This is a genomic window from Mesorhizobium sp. ES1-3, assembly GCF_020164795.1.
Classification (GTDB): Bacteria; Pseudomonadota; Alphaproteobacteria; order Rhizobiales; family Rhizobiaceae; genus Mesorhizobium.
The window spans coordinates 266947-283824 of sequence record NZ_JAIUGW010000004.1 but is presented as its reverse complement, the minus strand read 5'-3'; the positions used below and the strand labels follow the sequence as shown (position 1 = coordinate 283824).

The 16878-nt window shown below is 64.0% G+C and carries 16 protein-coding genes and 1 pseudogene; 10 read left to right on the top strand and 7 right to left on the bottom strand.

Annotated features, from left to right (window positions below; translation table 11 throughout):
• The first annotated feature begins 4 nt into the window (after positions 1 to 4).
• The 9 genes from LB536_RS08625 (at position 5) to LB536_RS08585 (ending at position 9766) form a co-directional block, all read left to right on the top strand.
• Positions 5 to 859, top strand: coding sequence for an FAD binding domain-containing protein (locus LB536_RS08625; protein WP_224591031.1), 855 nt, complete (start codon positions 5 to 7; stop codon positions 857 to 859).
• Positions 856 to 3774: a molybdopterin-dependent oxidoreductase gene (locus tag LB536_RS08620; protein ID WP_411966537.1), complete on the top strand. Its 2919-nt coding sequence runs from the start codon at positions 856 to 858 to the stop codon at positions 3772 to 3774. Before LB536_RS08625 ends, LB536_RS08620 begins: the two co-directional genes overlap by 4 nt.
• Positions 3771 to 5312 (top strand): 6-hydroxynicotinate reductase, encoded by a 1542-nt coding sequence (locus tag LB536_RS08615; protein WP_224591029.1) that lies wholly within the window; start codon positions 3771 to 3773, stop codon positions 5310 to 5312. The genes LB536_RS08620 and LB536_RS08615 overlap by 4 nt, the downstream gene beginning before the upstream one ends.
• Positions 5312 to 6196, top strand: coding sequence for a UPF0280 family protein (locus LB536_RS08610; protein WP_140757357.1), 885 nt, complete (start codon positions 5312 to 5314; stop codon positions 6194 to 6196). The genes LB536_RS08615 and LB536_RS08610 overlap by 1 nt, the downstream gene beginning before the upstream one ends.
• On the top strand, positions 6189 to 6773 hold the full coding sequence (locus LB536_RS08605) for an amino acid synthesis family protein (RefSeq protein WP_140757358.1): 585 nt from the start codon (positions 6189 to 6191) through the stop codon (positions 6771 to 6773). Before LB536_RS08610 ends, LB536_RS08605 begins: the two co-directional genes overlap by 8 nt.
• Positions 6770 to 7231 carry a MarR family winged helix-turn-helix transcriptional regulator gene (locus tag LB536_RS08600; protein WP_224591027.1) on the top strand — a complete coding sequence of 154 codons (462 nt, stop codon included), beginning with the start codon at positions 6770 to 6772 and terminating at the stop codon, positions 7229 to 7231. The genes LB536_RS08605 and LB536_RS08600 overlap by 4 nt, the downstream gene beginning before the upstream one ends.
• A 210-nt stretch (positions 7232 to 7441) precedes the next feature.
• Positions 7442 to 8254: a basic amino acid ABC transporter substrate-binding protein gene (locus LB536_RS08595; protein WP_181182918.1), complete on the top strand. Its 813-nt coding sequence runs from the start codon at positions 7442 to 7444 to the stop codon at positions 8252 to 8254.
• Positions 8255 to 8388: 134 nt separating this feature from the next.
• A complete protein-coding gene (locus LB536_RS08590) occupies positions 8389 to 9057 on the top strand; it encodes an amino acid ABC transporter permease (protein ID WP_140811078.1) in 669 nt (222 codons plus the stop codon).
• Positions 9044 to 9766: an amino acid ABC transporter ATP-binding protein gene (locus LB536_RS08585; protein WP_224591026.1), complete on the top strand. Its 723-nt coding sequence runs from the start codon at positions 9044 to 9046 to the stop codon at positions 9764 to 9766. The genes LB536_RS08590 and LB536_RS08585 overlap by 14 nt, the downstream gene beginning before the upstream one ends.
• A gap of 258 nt (positions 9767 to 10024) precedes the next feature.
• Here LB536_RS08585 and LB536_RS08580 read toward each other — a convergent pair whose 3' ends face one another.
• The 5 genes and pseudogenes from LB536_RS08580 to LB536_RS08560 all read right to left on the bottom strand — a co-directional run bounded on the left by LB536_RS08580 (position 10025) and on the right by LB536_RS08560 (position 15211).
• A complete protein-coding gene (locus LB536_RS08580; RefSeq protein ID WP_224591023.1) occupies positions 10025 to 10819 on the bottom strand; it encodes an inositol monophosphatase family protein in 795 nt (264 codons plus the stop codon).
• 81 nt (positions 10820 to 10900) lie between these two features.
• Positions 10901 to 11897: pseudogene (locus tag LB536_RS08575) on the bottom strand (LLM class flavin-dependent oxidoreductase).
• Entirely contained in the window at positions 11894 to 12727 is an 834-nt protein-coding gene (locus LB536_RS08570) for an arylamine N-acetyltransferase family protein (protein WP_224591022.1), read from the bottom strand. The pseudogene LB536_RS08575 and the gene LB536_RS08570 overlap by 4 nt, the downstream one beginning before the upstream one ends.
• Before the next feature lie 70 nt (positions 12728 to 12797).
• Positions 12798 to 13967, bottom strand: coding sequence for an AI-2E family transporter (locus LB536_RS08565; RefSeq protein ID WP_140757367.1), 1170 nt, complete (start codon positions 13965 to 13967; stop codon positions 12798 to 12800).
• 182 nt (positions 13968 to 14149) lie between these two features.
• Positions 14150 to 15211 (bottom strand): LLM class flavin-dependent oxidoreductase, encoded by a 1062-nt coding sequence (locus LB536_RS08560; RefSeq protein ID WP_140757368.1) that lies wholly within the window; start codon positions 15209 to 15211, stop codon positions 14150 to 14152.
• Positions 15212 to 15547: 336 nt separating this feature from the next.
• On the opposite strand from LB536_RS08560, the gene LB536_RS08555 reads away from it, so the two are divergent.
• Positions 15548 to 15976, top strand: coding sequence for a DUF6481 family protein (locus LB536_RS08555; RefSeq protein WP_140757369.1), 429 nt, complete (start codon positions 15548 to 15550; stop codon positions 15974 to 15976).
• 115 nt (positions 15977 to 16091) lie between these two features.
• On the opposite strand, the gene sugE is transcribed toward LB536_RS08555, so the two are convergent.
• Together sugE and LB536_RS31060 are read right to left on the bottom strand one after the other, a co-directional pair.
• Complete coding sequence (gene sugE / locus LB536_RS08550; RefSeq protein WP_224591011.1) at positions 16092 to 16406, bottom strand: quaternary ammonium compound efflux SMR transporter SugE; 315 nt, start codon at positions 16404 to 16406, stop codon at positions 16092 to 16094.
• 198 nt (positions 16407 to 16604) lie between these two features.
• A complete protein-coding gene (locus LB536_RS31060) occupies positions 16605 to 16730 on the bottom strand; it encodes a hypothetical protein (protein WP_263488943.1) in 126 nt (41 codons plus the stop codon).
• Between the last annotated feature and the right edge of the window lie 148 nt (positions 16731 to 16878).

The window sequence follows — 16878 nt, the reverse complement described above, 5'->3', positions numbered from 1 at the left end:
AAGCGTGATCCGTTACGCGAAACCCACCACGGTCGACGAGGCGCTCGCGCTGCTTGGCGAGGGCGCCTGGCGTATTCTTGCGGGCGGCACGGATTTCTATCCGGCACAAGGCAGCAAGCCGTTTCGCGACAATGTCCTCGACATCAACGGCCTGACGGCGCTGCGCGGCATCGCCGAGACCGGCAGCCACTGGATCATCGGCGCGCGCACGACATGGACCGATGTCATCCGCCTGCCCCTGCCGCCAGCCTTTGACGCACTGAAACAGGCGGCGCGCGAGGTCGGCTCGGCGCAGATCCAGAACGTCGCCTCGGTCGCCGGCAATCTCTGCAACGCTTCGCCGGCCGCAGACGGCGTGCCGGGGCTGCTCGTGCTCGACGCCGAGGTCGAGCTGCGCTCGGCGGCGGCGACACGCCATCTGTCCTTGCCGGAGTTCATCCTGGGCAACCGCCGCACGGCCTTGCAGCCTGGCGAGATGGTGACGGCCATTCGCGTGCCGAAACCCACCGGCACATCGGCCTTCGTCAAGCTCGGCGCCCGGCGCTACCTCGTCATCTCCATCGCCATGGTGGCTGCGCGTCTGGTTGTCGAAAATGGCACTGTCGCGGATGCGGCCGTCGCCGTGGGCTCGTGTTCCGCCGTTGCCAAGCGGCTTGGCGGTGTCGAGGCGGCGTTGCGCGGGCTTCCCCTGGACGCCGGGCTTGTTGTCGCGGTCCGTTCGGCGCCGATGGCTGAGCTGTCGCCGATCGCCGACGTGCGCGGCAGCGCCGAATACAGGCTCGACGCGGTGCGCGAGATCGTTGCGCGCGCCGTGCTCGAGGCCGCGGGCAAGCCGACAGGCGACAAGGTGGCCGCATGAGCATGGATCACGCCGATATCGCCTTCGCGGTCAACGGCGCCGCCGTCTCGGTCAACGTGCCGCCGCTGCGTCGGCTGTCCTCTGTGCTGCGGGACGAATTGCGGCTCACCGGCACAAAGGTCGGTTGCGACGCCGGCGACTGCGGCGCCTGCACGGTGCTGGTCGACGGCGATCCCGTCTGCGCCTGCCTGATGCCGGCGGCTTCCGCTGCCGGCACCGCGGTGACGACGGTCGAGGGCCTCGCCAATGGCCGGCTGTCGGCGCTGCAAGCCTCGTTCCTGGCGCATGGCGCCGCGCAATGCGGTATCTGCACGCCGGCGCTGCTGGTCGCGGCAACCGCGCTGCTGGACACGAAACCCAGTCCGACCGAGACCGAGGTGCAGGATGCGCTGGGTGGGATACTCTGCCGCTGCACCGGCTATCGGAAGATCATCGCGGCGGTGATGAAGGCCGGACAATTTGCAATAAAGCCATCGACGGATAGCGCTGCCCCTCATCCGCCTGCCGGCACCTTCTCCCCCTATAGTGACGGAGAGAAGGGAAGCGCTCCAGCGTTGGCGCCCCCCTCTCCCCGCCCCTTACGGGGAGAGGGTAAGGGTGAGGGGCAGCGCCAACTTTATGAACTGGATCGCGATTTCGATCGGAGGATGCCGGCCTCGGGCCATGCCGTTGGGGCTTCGCCGGTCAGGCTCGATGGCGTGCCGAAGGTAACGGGCGATGAAAAATTCGGTGGCGATTCCTTCCCGGCCGATGCGCTGGCCGTGCTGGTGATCCGCTCGCCGCATTATCATGCCGGCTTCGCCTTCGGCGACATCGATGGCTGGGCGAGAAACCATCCCGGTATCGCGGGCGTTTTCACGGCCGACGATATCCCGGGGAAAAACTGTTTCGGCGTGATCGGCCCGTTCGCCGACCAGCCGGCGCTGGCCGAAGGCTTTGTCCGGCTTCGCGGCGAGGCGGTCGCCCTGGTAGCCGGTGAGCGCGAGGCGATCCTCGATCTCGATCTGTCGGATTTCCCTATCCGCTGGATCGAACTGCCGCATGTGCTCCAGCCCAGCGACGCGCAGGCCGAAGGTGCGGCGCTGATCCATGAGAGCCGCCCGGCCAATTTGTTGACCAAGGGCTTTGTCGAGCGCGGCGATCCCGAGTCGGCGCTTGCCGGTGCGGCCGTCACCGCCAGCGGCCGGATCGACACCTCCTATGTCGAGCACGCCTATATCGAACCGGAAGCCGGCTATGCATATCTCGACGGCGATACGCTTGTCGTCGTCGCCTGCACCCAGGCGCCCTACATGGACCGTGACGATACAGCTAAAGTGCTCGGCCTCGCCGTCGACAAGGTGCGCATCGTGCCGACCGCGACTGGCGGCGGCTTTGGCTCCAAGCTCGACGTTTCCCTGCAACCGCTCATCGGCCTCGTGGCGCTGAAGACGGGACGGCCCACGGCCCTTGCCTACACCCGCAGCGAATCCATGATTTCGACCACCAAGCGCCATCCGGCCCAGATGAAGGCCACCATCGGCGCCGATGCCGACGGCTACGTCACCGGCATGGTCTTCGAGGGCGATTTCAACACCGGCGCTTATGCCAGCTGGGGCCCGACGGTCGCCAACCGCGTGCCGGTGCACGCCTCCGGCCCCTATGCGACGCCCAACTATCGTGCAGAGGGCCGCGCCATCCACACCCATGGGCCGATCGCCGGTGCCTTCCGTGGCTTCGGCGTGCCGCAGGCGACGATCATGCAAGAGACGCTCTATGACGAGCTCGCCGGCAAGCTCGGCATGGATCGGCTTGAGTTTCGTCTGAAGAACTGCCTTCGGAACGGATCCGAAACGGTTACCGGGCAGCTTCTGGAGTCTGGCGTCGGCATCGCCGAGTGCCTCGAAGCCCTGCGGCCGCATTGGGTGCGGGCTATGGCCGATGCGGATGGTTTCAACCGTGCCAGTATCGACAGAAAACGCGGCATCGGCGTCGCTTCGTGCTGGTATGGTTGCGGCAACACCTCGCTGCCCAATCCCTCGACCATCCGGGTAGGCATCGCGGCTGACGGCATGGTCATCCTGCATCAGGGCGCCGTCGACATCGGCCAGGGCTCCAACACCGTCATCACGCAGATCTGCGCCGACGCGCTCGGGCTGCCGCTGGAAAAATTCCGGCTGAAGAGCGCCGATACGGCGATCAGCCCCGACGCCGGCAAGACTTCGGCCTCGCGACAGACTTTTGTGACCGGCAAGGCGGCCGAGAGGGCGGGCCGGGCCCTGCGCGAAAAGATCCTGCGCTTTGCCAATGTCTCGGACAAGGCTTCCCTTCAACTGGATGGCTCGGCGATTGTCATCCGCGAAGGCGAGGCGACGCGCCGTATCGATCTTGCCTCGCTCGATGCGGATGCCGAGGGCTTCGTCTTCCGCGCCGAGGAGACCTATGACCCGCCAACCCTGCCGCTCGATGCCAAGGGCCAGGGCAAGCCCTATGCGGTCTATGGCTACGGCGCGCAGATCGCCGAGCTCGAGGTCGATCTCAAGCTCGGCACGGTCAGGCTGATCAGGATCATCGCGGCGCATGACGTCGGCAAGGCGATCAATCCGCTGCTGGTCGAGGGCCAGATCGAAGGCGGCATCGCGCAAGGCATCGGCATGGCGTTGATGGAAGAATACATCCCCGGCCGCACCGAGAACCTGCACGATTATCTCATCCCGACCATTGGCGACGTGCCGCCGATCGAGACCATCCTCATCGAGGTGCCCGATCCGGAAGGACCGTTCGGCGCCAAGGGCCTTGGCGAGCACGTGCTGATCCCGACGGCGCCGGCGATCCTCAATGCCATCCGTCACGCCACCGGCGTGCTGGTCACAAAGGTGCCGGCAACGCCAAGCCGCATCCTGGCGGCCATCCGCGAGAAGGAGGCACGTGCATGAGCGAGCTTGCCGAACGCTTCGAAACCCATGAACCCGGCGAGAAGCTGGTGGCGGAAAAGATCCGCTGCGACGCCTGTCCCGTCATGTGCTACATCGCAGACGGGCGCACCGGCGCCTGCGACCGCTATGGCAATGTCGCGGGCCGGATCGTGCGCATGGACCCGCTGGCCATCCTCGACCACGCAGCCGAAACCGGCGCTACCATGGTGCCCTTTGTCGCCGAGGGCGAACAGTGGGACGGCGAACTGGTCAACACTGGCCGCCGTTTCGTCACGGCGATCGGCGCCGGCACGACCTATCCCGACTACAAGCCGGCGCCCTTCATCGTCAGCCAGGAGGTCGAAGGCGTCGATCTCGTCACCGTGGTGACCGAAGGCATCTTCTCCTATTGCGGCGTCAAGGTGAAGATCGACACCGACCGTCATATCGGACCCGAAACGGCTGTTGTGCGGGCAGAGGGCGAGGCCGTCGGCCACGTCACGACGGGCGAATACGGCTCGCAGATGCTGTCGCTGGGCGGCGTGCATCATCTGACCGGCGGCTCCAGGGCGGAGGGCCGCGCCACTTGCGACGCGCTGCTCAATTTGTGCAACCGCAAACCTGTGGAACTCAGCATAGACGGCGGCGCCACGGTCATTGTCGAAGCCGGCAAACCGCCAGTCATCGACGGCAAGCAGGAACACCGCATGCGCGTCGGCTGCGGCTCGGCCACCATCGGCATGTTCGCCACGCAGTGGCGCGGCCTGGTCGACGAGGTCGTGGTGGTCGACGACCACATCACCGGGGTCGTCTCCGAGCATCAAGCCGGCAAGGTGCTGGGCTGGCAGGATACCGGCATCAAGATCATCGGCCGCCGCTCCACACCGGGCCGCTATTTCAAGGTCTCCGAGCCCGGCCTCGGTTGGGGCGGCACCAGCATTTCCGATCCGCTGTCGATCCTCGGCGAGTGGAATGCCAAGAAGGGCGCGCGGCCGGGCCTGTCGCTGCTGATGGTTTCGACCACCGGCGAGCAGTTCGCCTATTACGAACTCGATGACGAGCTGAAGCCCGTCGAAAAGCCGTTTCCGGAACGGCTGCAGAAATCCGTCAACCTGATCGAGGACAATTGCGAGCCGGCTTTGTGCACCGTGCTATTCATCGGCGGCGCCGGCGGGTCGCTGCGTGCCGGCGTCACCGAAAACCCGGTCAATCTCACCCGTTCGGTGCAGGGCCTGAGAACCTACGTCACCGTGGGTGGCGCGCCGGTCTATGTCTGGCCGGGCGGCGGCATCACGCTGATGGTCGATGTCAGCAGGGTTCCGGAAGGCGCCTTCGGCTACGTGCCGACGCCGGCGCTGGTGGCGCCGATCGAATTCACCTTGCGCCGCGACGATTACATCAGGCTCGGTGGCTACGAGGCCGAAATTCGCAGCGTTGCGGACATCGTCGCCAAGGGCGGCGAGTATCTCAACCCCCGGCGCGGCACGGGTGCCCCGTCCAGCAATCCATGGCCGCCGCTGGCGCAGTTGCGCCGCGCGGGCTCCAACGGGGCTGGCTGATGGAAGGCCCGCAAGCGCATTGGCTTCAGGACGGCAAGCGGCTGCATCTCAACCACGGGCCGATCGACCTGATCGTCGAGGCCTTTGGCGAGGCCGATGAGTGTCGCGCCGCCTACGCCCAGGCCGTCGCGCGCTTCCAGACGATCCTGATCGAGTTGGTCGAGGAGCTTCCCGAACTGCGCCTTCAGGCATTTTTCCTGGCGCCGCGCGCCTTCGCCGGCCCGACGGCGCGCCGCATGGAAGCAGCCGTCATGCCGTTGGCGGAATGCTTTATCACGCCGATGGCCGCCGTTGCTGGATCGATAGCCGACGAAATGCTTGCCGCGCTGCTTGCGGGTCGCAAGCTCGATCGCGCCTATGTCAACAATGGCGGCGACAGTGCCCTCCACATCGGCGCGGGCCGATCCATGGGATTGGCGGTCGCCGGCACCGGCAACGGCATGGCCGACCGGATCACGATCCGCGCCGAGGATGGCGTGCGTGGCGTCGCAACCAGCGGCTGGCGTGGCCGCTCTTTCTCGCTTGGCATTGCCGATGCCGTCACCGTGCTCGCGCGGACCGGCGCCGAGGCCGATGCGGCGGCGACGCTCATCGCCAACGCGGTGGACCTGCCCGGCAATCCCGCCATCAGGCGCATTCCCGCACGCGACCTGTCGCCCGACAGCGATCTAGGCGCGCGGCTGGTGACACAAGGCGTCGGCACGCTTGTAGCTGATGAGGTGGCGCGGGCGCTGGACAATGGCCTTGCCGTCGCCGAAGATTTTCGCCGGCGCGGCCTGGTTGCCGCATCGGCGCTGTTTCTTGGCGGGGAGGCCCGCGTCAGTGGCTCCGTTGCACTCGGCGCGCCCAACAAGCATGAACCGGAGGAAGTTGCCCATGCCTGAGTTTCCGATCCGCAAGATCGCGGTGCTGAGCGAAGAGATCTTTCACGAAGGCGGGCCTGTCGCCGCGGTGCCGCGCCGGCGTGCTGCCGCCATGGCCGTGGTCAGGAACCCGTTCGCCGGACGCTATGTCGAGGATCTGCAGAGCGCCATGGACGATCTGAAGCCGCTCGGCCTGCTGCTCGCCGACCGGCTGATCGCCGCACTCGGCGGCGACGTGAAACAGATCGACGGCTACGGCAAGGGCGCCATCGTCGGCACCGCGGGCGAACTGGAGCACGGCGCGCTCTGGCATGTGCCGGGCGGCTACGCGATGCGGGAGCGGCTCGGCAATGCCAAGGCGATCGTGCCCTCGGCCAAGAAGGTCGGCGCCTTCGGCTCGAAGCTCGACGTGCCGCTCGGCCATATCAACGCCGCCTATGTGCGCAGCCATTTCGACGCCATGGAAGTCGGCGTCAGCGACGGCCCGCGTTCCGACGAGATCCTGTTCTGCCTGGCCATGACCTGCGGCCCGCGCATCCATAATCGCATGGGTGGCCTCGCGGCGGACGAGATAAAAGCCTGGGACGGGTTGCGGTGAGCGGCGAGGACAATCTGCTCAAGCTCGTCGAGGTCGAAGACGCCGACGATCACGATTACCTGCTGCAGGAACAGGTCGGCTTCATCCTGCGCAAGGCGCACCAGCGCCACGTCTCGATCTTCGCCGCCCGTATCGCCGACCTGACGCCGCCGCAATTCGCAGCACTGGCCAAGCTGCATGATGTCGGCGAGACTTCGCAGAACCAACTGGGCACGCTGATCGCCATGGACGCCGCAACGGTAAAGGGCGTCATCGACCGGCTGAAGGCGCGCGGCCTGGTCGAGCTTTCCAGGCATGAGGTCGACAAAAGGCGGCTGCTGGTCAACCTGACGGCCGAGGGCCGCGACGCGATCGAGCGCCTGATCCCGCTTGCAAGGGAGATCACGCAGGAAACGCTGGCGCCGCTCACGGCCAAGGAGGCCGCCACTTTCATGAAGCTGCTGGCCAAGCTGGCATAGGCGCCGCCCCGCCAACTGGGTCGCCGCCCCCTGAAAAGAGCGGCAATCGTGGCCCAATCCAAAACGCAAATGTGAAGCATCTCCAAGCCTTGACTTGGGTCCCTGCCGATCCAGATGGCTCTGGACGGGCCCAGAGTTCATGCATTCACGCACCGCTCCTCATCGTTGATTTGCTCGAAGCTGACGAATGCCCGCCGAAAGGAGACATCTGTGAAAAACAAGTCGCTCATCGTGCTGGTCACATCACTGGCTTCCGGCCTCATGCTTGCATACGGCGCGACGTCGGTGGCGCTCGCGCAAAGCGGGACCAACATCGTCGTCGGCGCGGATACCACCTTCCCGCCGTTCGAGACGGAGACGAACGGCGAGGTTACCGGCTTCGACATCGACATGATCAAGGCAATCGCCAAGGCGGAAGGTATGACGGTCAGCCTGAAGACACTGCCGTTCAACGGAATTATCCCGAGCCTGCAGGCGGGATCGATCGACGCGGCGGTCGCAGGGATCACGATCAAGACCAGCCGGATGCAGAACGTCGATTTCAGCGACGCCTATTACAAGTCCGGCCTTTCGGTGCTGGTCAAGAAAGACTCCGACATCAAGGGTTTCGACGACCTTAAGGGCCACGTGGTTGCCACCAAGAAAGCCACCTCGTCGGTGGACTATATGACGGGCAAGGGCTTCCAGTCCGACTACATCAAGCAATTCCAGAACATCGATGCCGCCTATCAGGCGCTTGAGACTGGTGGGGCCGACGCCGTCATCTTCGACAATCCGGTCAACGTCAATTTCAAAACCGCCCATGACGACGTCAAGATCGTCGGCCCACTGCTGACCGGCGAATATTACGGCATCGCAATCAGCAAACAAAAGCCCGAGCTGGCCGGGAAGATCAATGACGGCCTCTCCAAGATCAAGCAGAACGGCGAATATCAGAAGCTGTTCGAGAAATATTTCGGCGGCGATACCAGCGGCATGGTCAAGGAAGTGCAAAAGCCGGCGAGCGTTGCGATTTCGGGCTGAGTCTCGTTCTGATCGTCTGAACGGCAGATAGCTCAGCCTCCCGGCCGTCCAGCAGGTGACCGCAAAGCAAGTGGCGAGACCACTGCGATGCGTTCTTCTCGCCGGGACGGTCGGGGATATCCAAGGCACGGTTCATGGATCCCATCCGGCAAAACCTACCCGTTCTACTCGACGGTTTGCGGCTGACGATCCAGTATTCGATTGTCGCCATCATCCTGATGGTGGTCATCGGCCTGGTCGCGGCACTCATGCGCCTGTCGGCGGTCGCGCCGCTGCGGTGGATCGCCACCGCCTATGTCGAAATTTTCCGATCCACGCCGCTGTTGGTGCAACTCTTCTTCATCGTGCTTGGATTGCCTGCGATCCTGCCCGTCAACCACTGGTTCGGGCAATTGACTTATCCCATCCTCGCGGCCGCGTTCACGCTCAGCCTGAACGAAGGTGCCTACGTCACCGAAATCATCCGCGCGGGTATTCTCGGCGTCGACCGGGGCCAAAAGGAAGCCGCCCAAAGCATCGCGATGAACGGCTTTCAGACGATGCGCTACATCGTTCTGCCCCAGGCGTTCAAGCGCATGATACCGCCGCTGGTCAATCAGGCGGCCCAGACGATCAAGGATACCTCGCTGCTGGCTCCGGTCGGCATCGCCGAGCTGGTCTACAAGGGTGAGATCGTGATTGCCGAGACGTTCGCATCCTTCGCCATCTGGGGTCTCATCGCGGCCCTGTACTTCGTCCTCATCTTCTCCTTGTCGAAGTTCTCGTCTTACCTGGAGAGGAGGCTTCAAGTTGATAAACGTTAAAGACCTTCACAAGTCCTTCGGCCACAATGAGATCCTGAAGGGGATAAGCACGCATGTGGCGGAAAAAGAGGTGGTCGTCGTTATCGGCCCTTCGGGCAGCGGCAAAAGCACGTTTCTGCGCTGCCTGAACGGCTTGGAGACCGCAACCAGCGGCGAGATTGAAATCGCCGGCATGACGCTGACCGATCCGAAGACGAACATTCACCTGCTGCGCCAGCATGTCGGCATGGTGTTCCAGCAGTTCAATCTCTTCAGGCACCTGACCATTCTGGAGAACGTCACGATCGGCCCGCGCAAGGTCAAGAAGATCGCGTCGGCCGAAGCCAACCGGGTCGCGCGCGAGTTGCTGGCCAAGGTCGGCCTCGTGGGGAAGGAAGCGAGCTATCCGGACGAGCTTTCCGGCGGCCAGCAGCAACGGGTGGCGATCGCCCGCTCGCTGGCCATGGGACCGAATGTCATGCTTTTCGACGAGCCGACCTCGGCGCTCGACCCTGAAATGGTGGGTGAGGTGCTCCAGGTCATGAAGACGCTCGCGATCGAAGGCATGACGATGATGGTCGTCACCCACGAGATGGGCTTTGCCCGCGAGGTCGGGCACAGGGTGATTTTCATGGATGACGGACTGATCGTGGAAGAGGGAGCGCCCAAGGCGCTCTTCTCGGATCCGCAGAGGAACCGCACCAAGAGTTTCCTGGCGAAAATCCTGTAGGCGAAAAGCCCGCCTGCGGCAGACGAGGGGCAGCGCCATGCGATGCCCCTCTTTCCTGTTCTCGCAATTCCGACGGAAAACCCCGTTACGCACTTTTCCCGGAATTGCTCCGGCGAGCTTCTCAAGGGTCGATTGATGATCCCCAATTCATGCCGACCGTTCGCGGCGGTGGTACGCAGCGTGAGTGCCTAAAGCATGGTGCCGAAAAAGTGTGAAGCGGTTTCGAACAACATCATGCCTGCTGGGATTTGCTCCTGATCAGGGCGTGAAGACACCAGAACACAGCTCTTGCAGCTTCGAAAACACACCCTTGCCGCCTGTGATGACCTGTGTCCCGCTCTGCAACACTGTCTTCGGATTCGCCTTCAGGATCGTGCCGCCGGCTTCCTCGATCAGCAGCATGCCGGCCACGCAGTCCCAGGCGTTCATGTGTTCTTCCACATAGCCGAGCAGTCGGCCCGAGGCGACATAGGCGAGCATCAGCGCGCCAGACGCGTTGCGGAAGAAGACGCCGCCCTCGGCCAGGATCTTCTTGATCAGCACGGCGATGTTTTCGGCCTCGGCCCGGTTCGAGAAGCCTGTGCCCACCGAGCCCTCTTCCAGGCTGGTCGCCGCGCTCGTCCTGATCGGCCGGCCGTTGACGAAGGCGCCGCCGCCCAGCCTTCCGTGGAAGGTCTCACCGGTCGACGGCTCGTGAATGACGCCGACGATCGTCTCTCCATCCCTTGCGCAAGCGATCACCACGCACCAGGCCGGAATGCCGCGCACGAAATTGGCGGTGCCGTCGATGGGGTCGATGACCCAGGCATAGCCGGTCGAGCCGGCGACCGAGGCATGCTCCTCGCCGATGATGCCGTCCTGCGGATAGTCGTCGGCGATCGCCGCGCGGATGAACAGTTCGACTTCGCGGTCGGCTTGCGAGACCAGGTCCTGATGGCCCTTGCTCTCGATGGTCAGGCTGTCGAGATCGCGGAAATATTGCAGGCCGAGTTCGCCGGCGCGCCGCGCCAGATCAATCGCGAAGTGCATGCGTGCGTCGAGGTCATGTGTCACGGAAAAGCGCGCTCCTGCCTGAGGATGACCCGCACTTAGCAGAGCATCGCTACCGGCAAAAGCACCTTGCGGCCTATTAATTCAGGCTGCTTGCGAAAGCGATTTGTGAGCCTCGGCCAGAATCTCGAAGGAGCGCACGCGGGCGGCGTGATCGAAGATCTGCGCGGTGACCATCAACTCGTCGGCGCCGGTGCGGCGCACGAACGCATCGATGCCTTGCCGGACCGTTTCCGGCGAGCCGACGACGGCGCATGACAGCGCCTGGCCGAGCATGGTCTTGGCCATCGGGTCGAGATCCCGGTCATAATTCTCGACCGGCGGCGGCAATCTTCCGGGCCTGCCGGTGCGAAGATTGACGAAGGCCTGCTGCAGCGAGGTGAACAGCAGCCGCGCCTCGGCGTCGGTGGGTGCTGCGAAGACGTTGAGGCCGAGCATGACATGCGGCTTGTCTAGTTGCTCCGACGGCTGGAAGCGCGAGCGGTAGATGTCCAGCGCGTGATCGAGCTCCGCTGGCGCGAAATGCGAGGCGAAAGCGTAGGGCAGGCCGAGCATGGCGGCGAGTTGCGCGCCGTAGAGGCTCGACCCGAGAATCCAGATCGGCACCGTCTGGCCTTCGCCGGGCACGGCGCGCAGGCGCTGGCCTTCCTCGGCGGGCAGGAAATAGCCCATCAGTTCGACGACATCCTGCGGGAAATTGTCGACGCCGGCCTCGAGATTGCGGCGCAATGCGCGCGCCGTGTTCAGTGCCGGGCGCGCGGCCTAGCCCCAGGTCGATACGGCCGGGAAACAAGGCGGCCAGCGTGCCGAATTGCTCGGCGATCACCAGCGGCGCATGGTTGGGCAGCATGATGCCGCCGGCGCCGACACGAATAGTTTTCGTACCGCCGGCGACATGGGCGATGACGACCGATGTGGCCGCACTGGCGATGCCTGGCATGTTGTGGTGCTCGGCCAGCCAGTAGCGCTTGTAGCCGAGCCGCTCGGCGTGGCGCGCGAGGTCGAGCGAATTGGCGAGCGATTGCGAGGCATCGCTGCCTTCGACGATCGGCGACAGGTCGAGAACGGACAGTTCGGTCATATACGGGTCTCCACGATCTTCTTCTCGCGCACCCTGGCCTCGAAGGCGGCACGGTCGGGAATAGTGATGCCGAGCAGGCCTTCCAGCGTGTCGGCGAGTTCGGCGGCGGTGGTGATCTGCTTCTGCTCGGTTCGGCCATCGATGTGGTGGATCGACAGGCGATTGCCTCGCAAGGCGTAGCGCCGGTCCGGCGCGGCGCGCGCCGCCAAAACCGAGGTCAGGAAATGCGATGCCGGGTTGGTCGACAGGAAATAGTTGACGACGGAATAGTCGACCTCATATTGCGGCTGCAGGTCGAAGCGATACAGCGAGCGCCAGTCGCCGCCGACAGCGGCCTGCAGGCGGAAGTGGTCGCCGGTTTCGATGATGCGGAACGTTTCGTGCGGGGTCGTCTGTTCGAGGTCCGGCTCGAGCAGCAGCGGGGCCGTCAGGGTCAGGCCACCGAAGCCGACATCGGCTATATAGGTCCGGCCGTCGAACTCGACGCGCAAAAGCATGTGGCTGCGCGCCGTGATCGCGTCCTCGCTCTGACCCCAGAGCACACGCGCGGCGAGGCCGCCGACCTCGAAGCCAAGCGCCTTCAGCGCATGCATGAAAATGAGATTGTGCTCGAAGCAATAGCCGCCACGCCCGTCAAGGACGATCTTGTCCTGTAGCGATGCGGCGTCCAATCGGACCGGGCGCCCCAGAAACGGATCCATGTTCTCGAAAGGGATCGCCTGCGGATGCAGGAAATGAAGCGTCTTCAGCGTGTCGAGCGAAGCATCCCTGGAACCGGCATGGCCGATCCGGGCGAAATAGGTGTCAAGGTCGAAGGGAACGTCGTTCATCGGGAAGGGCACCGGGCACTGATCGGGCGGATATAGGCATTCGATCCCGCAGCCGCAAACCGTGCGCCGTTTATGCGGCGGCCGTGCCGTCCTGCTCGTCGGCTTCCTCCTCCATGACCGCTGTATGTTGCGCGGCGAGAAAATTGCCGACATGGCTAAGGCTCTCGAAATGGTCGCAGAACACCTTGACGACGACCAGCAGCGGCACCGCCATCAGCGCGCCGACGAAGCCCCACAGCCATGACCAGAATGCGATGGCGATGAAGATCGCCACGGCGTTGATCTCAAGCCGCCGCCCGACCACCATGGGCGTCACGAACTGGCCTTCGATGATGTCACACAACACCAGGAAGGCAGGAGCCAACAACGCGTAGGCGATCGTGTCGAAGCTGATCAGTGCGATGACCGTGACAAGGACAAACGTGATCATGGCTCCGACATAGGGCAGGAAATTGAGCAGAGCGGCCGCCGCGCCCCAGACCAGCGGATTGGGCATGCCAAGCGCCCACAGGCCGAGGCCGATGACCGTGCCGAGGCCGGTGTTGATGATGGTGACGGTGAGCAGATAGTGCGAGATTTCCCGCTCGACGTCGTAGACGATGCGCAGCGCCCGCTTCTTTTCGGTGAGGCTGGCGAAGGACTGGATGATCTTTTCGTAGAACATCGTGCCCGAGGCGAGCAGGAACAGCGACAACACGAAGATGATGGTCAGGCTTGTTCCGGCCGACAGGATGTTGCTCGCCGCCGCCGAGAGGAAGCCTGACTGCGCTACCGCGACTTTTTGCACGCCCGGTTCCTGCGAGGTCTCGGTCAGCCCTTCGATCTGGTGCGCAATCTCCATGATCCTCTCGACCGGCCGTCGCAACTGCGCCAATCGCTCGGTCAGTTGCTGGCCGATGGACGACGTGTTGTTGATGAGATCGATGACGGGGCCGCTGAGCACATAGCCGGCGCTCGCGAAGATGAAGACGGACACAAGCACCAGAAGCGTCGCCGAAACCACTTCGGGAATGCCGCGCTTGCGCAGCAGCCGCACGATCGGCGTCAGCGTCAGCGTCAGCAGGAAGGCCAGGATGACCGGCATGAAGAAGGCGCGCGCGAAATAGAGCGCATAGACGGTCATGAACAGGAAGATGCCGATGAGCAGCGAGCGCATCAGGCGCGTATCGGCGCGCGCCGCCACACGCGTCTCTTCAGCTTCGGCTGCGCCTGCGCCCAAAGCGGCAGGTTCGGCTTTCATCGTGATCCCCTCGGCGGCAACTGATGCGATCCGCTGACGAAAAACGCCGGCGCGGCTTCAAGGTTCCGTTAGCCGGCACTGACGGCGCGGGCCGCAGTTGAGGGGTACGAGTATCCCATATTACATACCGTGTCCGGGCACGTGGCGGGCCTAGTACGGGAGCGGCTGGAATTGCTTCCGGTTCACGCAACAGGCGCCGCCATGGCCGGCGCGGGTTTCGCCGTTTCCTTGCGCACGATCGGCGCCACCTTGGTGCCGTAAAGCTCGATCGCCTTCATGATCTTGGCGTGCGGCATGATGCCGATCGCCATTTGCAGCAGGAAGCGGTCGTTGCCGAAAATCCTGTGCTGGGCAACGATCTTTTCCGCCACCTGTTCCGGATTGCCGACGAACAGGGCGCCATTGGGACCGCGCGACTGGTCGAAATGCGCGCGCGATGTCGGGCCCCAGCCGCGCTCTCGGCCGATGCGGTTCATCACCTCGGCCTGCGGGCCATAGAAATCGTCCGCCGCCTGCTCGGTCGTCTCGGCGATGAAGCCATGCACGTTGATGCTGGTGGCCAACCCTGCCGGATCGCTGCCGGCGCGCTTGGCTGCCTCACGGTAGAGGTCGAACAGCGGCGCGAAGCGCGCCGGTTCGCCGCCGATGATGGCAAGCGCCAGCGGCAGGCCGAGCGCGCCGGCGCGGGCGGCCGATTGCGGCGTTCCACCAATGGCGATCCAGACCGGCAGCCTCTCCTGGAACGGCCTGGGATAGACGCCGCGATCGTTGATCGGCGCGCGCAGATTGCCTGACCAGGTAACCTTCACCTGATCGCGGATGGCAAGCAGCAAGTCGAGCTTTTCGGCGAACAGTTCGTCATAGTCTTCGAGGTTGTAGCCGAACAGCGGAAAGGATTCGATGAACGATCCGCGCCCGGCCATGATCTCGGCGCGGCCGCCCGACAGGAGGTCGAGTGTGGCGAATTGCTGAAAAACGCGCACCGGATCGTCGGAGGACAGCACGGTGACCGCACTGGTCAGCTTGATGCGCTTCGAACGCTCCGCAGCCGAGGCCAAAGCCACGACCGGCGCCGAAGCGGCATAGTCGGGCCGATGGTGTTCGCCGAGGCCAAAGACATCGAGGCCGACCTGGTCGGCCAGTTCGATCTCCTCGATCAGGTTGCGCAGCCGCTCGTGCGGGCCGATGGCGCCGGGACCCGGCACGGGGCTCACATCGGCAAAAGTGTAGAGGCCGAGTTCCATTTGGATGTCATCCCAGTGTGTTGATTGTCGCGCTAGAGTCGGATGATTTCAGGTCAATCGACCTGAAATCTGAATCCGACTCTAAATCAAAAAGAGATAGAGCATGATGTCGTCCGAAAACCGCTTCGCACTTTTCGACATCATGCTCTAGAGGTAGCGACGCGACCGCCACGCCGCCAGAGGGTGGTTGGTGAACAGTGCATGTCGATTTCGGCGGGAAATGCGTCTCCCCGGTGCAACATCCCGGAATTTCATGGCTGGCATGCCGTTTTGGCGCTTGAACTCCCGGTTTTCGCGCGTATGTAAGCGTCGCGAATAGACTTCAAGGAAGTGGACTTGGCTATCTACAGGGAAAAAGACATTTTCGAGCGGCGCAATGCCGCGACCGAGGCAAAGAAGGCGCTTCTGGAGCGCTTCAAGTCAAAGCCGGCAGCAGACGATCCCGCAGTGCTGGCACGACAGGCCGAACGCAAGGCGATCCTTGCGGCTCGCGAGATTCGCGAGGCCGAAAAGGCCAGGCTGAAGCAGGAAAAGCTGGCGCGCGAAGCGATCGAGAAGGCCGAGCGTGAGGCCGCAGCCGAAGCGGCGCGCATTGCCGCCGAAGAGGCAGCGCAAGCGGAAGCCAAGCTTCGGGAAGCTGAAGAGAACGAGCGTATTGCTCGTTTGCTTGCCGATGAAGCCGAGCGAAAGGCAAAGCGCGACGCGCGCTATGCGGCACGCAAGCAGCGCACCGGCAGGACACCTCCCGGCTTTACGGGTCGCTAAGAGCGCACTCGCCTCGACGGATGATGAAAAAGGGAAGCGCCAAGGCGCGGCCCTTTTCGCGTTTGTCCATGTCGCCTACCGGGGGCCGATATCGTCGGCCGGCGGCCAAGGCCGTTCAAGCCGCGAATTTCAGCCCCATGATACCGCAGACGATCAACGCGATGCAGCCGAGCCTGATCGCCGTGGCGGGCTCGCCCAGCAGGCAGATGCCGAGCAGCGCCGTGCCGACGGTGCCGATTCCGGTCCACACCGCATAGGCGGTGCCGACAGGCAGCGCCTTCAGCGCGAGGCCGAGCAAGGTGAGGCTGACGATCATCGACGCGACCGTGAGCAGGGTCGGGACAAGCCTGGTGAACCCGTCGGTGTATTTGAGACCGATCGCCCAGCCGATTTCGAACAGGCCGGCGAAAAACAGAAAAGTCCAGGACATCGCAACGCTCCATCGGAACATCCAGGCTTTCTGGCCTCGAATGCTCAGCGGCAATGGCGGGTCGTCCCGACCGAATTTTCGAAAAGCGCGAGGTCGTCCCCGCGCCGTCGATATAGGGCTGTCGAACGCCCGATCGACACATGCCGGCGGCAGTGTCGAATGCCGCCGGTGAAATCCCGCCCTGCCGGTTGCCGAGACCTACTTTTCCTTGAGCCTCATCGCCTTGACCGGCGCCGCCTTGAGGGTCGGAGCAGCGGCGGGCTTCTTGGCATCCTTCTTCGGCTTGCGGGCTTCCTTGCCTGCCTTCATCGCACCTTTGGCCATGATTCGTTCCTCCTGTTGCGGGAAACGGAGTGAAACAAGACAAACGCCAGACTGCAAGAGGCTAGTGCCGGCTGCCAACGCCGCCAGGACGCTTTCAACCGGTTTCTAATTTGCTCGTAAACCCCGGCGGTCCATGCCATGGTTGTCT

Bases quoted from the DNA above. Each gene is read 5' to 3' on its own strand.
- LB536_RS08570 (WP_224591022.1), bottom strand. From the start codon at position 12,727: ATGAACGACGTTCCCTTCGACCTTGACACCTATTTCGCCCGGATCGGC.
- LB536_RS08620 (WP_411966537.1), top strand. From the start codon at position 856: ATGAGCATGGATCACGCCGATATCGCCTTCGCGGTCAACGGCGCCGCC.
- LB536_RS08565 (WP_140757367.1), bottom strand. From the start codon at position 13,967: ATGAAAGCCGAACCTGCCGCTTTGGGCGCAGGCGCAGCCGAAGCTGAA.
- LB536_RS31060 (WP_263488943.1), bottom strand. From the start codon at position 16,730: ATGGCCAAAGGTGCGATGAAGGCAGGCAAGGAAGCCCGCAAGCCGAAG.
- LB536_RS08610 (WP_140757357.1), top strand. From the start codon at position 5,312: ATGGAAGGCCCGCAAGCGCATTGGCTTCAGGACGGCAAGCGGCTGCAT.
- LB536_RS08560 (WP_140757368.1), bottom strand. From the start codon at position 15,211: ATGGAACTCGGCCTCTACACTTTTGCCGATGTGAGCCCCGTGCCGGGT.
- sugE (WP_224591011.1), bottom strand. From the start codon at position 16,406: ATGTCCTGGACTTTTCTGTTTTTCGCCGGCCTGTTCGAAATCGGCTGG.
- LB536_RS08615 (WP_224591029.1), top strand. From the start codon at position 3,771: ATGAGCGAGCTTGCCGAACGCTTCGAAACCCATGAACCCGGCGAGAAG.
- LB536_RS08605 (WP_140757358.1), top strand. From the start codon at position 6,189: ATGCCTGAGTTTCCGATCCGCAAGATCGCGGTGCTGAGCGAAGAGATC.
- LB536_RS08590 (WP_140811078.1), top strand. From the start codon at position 8,389: ATGGATCCCATCCGGCAAAACCTACCCGTTCTACTCGACGGTTTGCGG.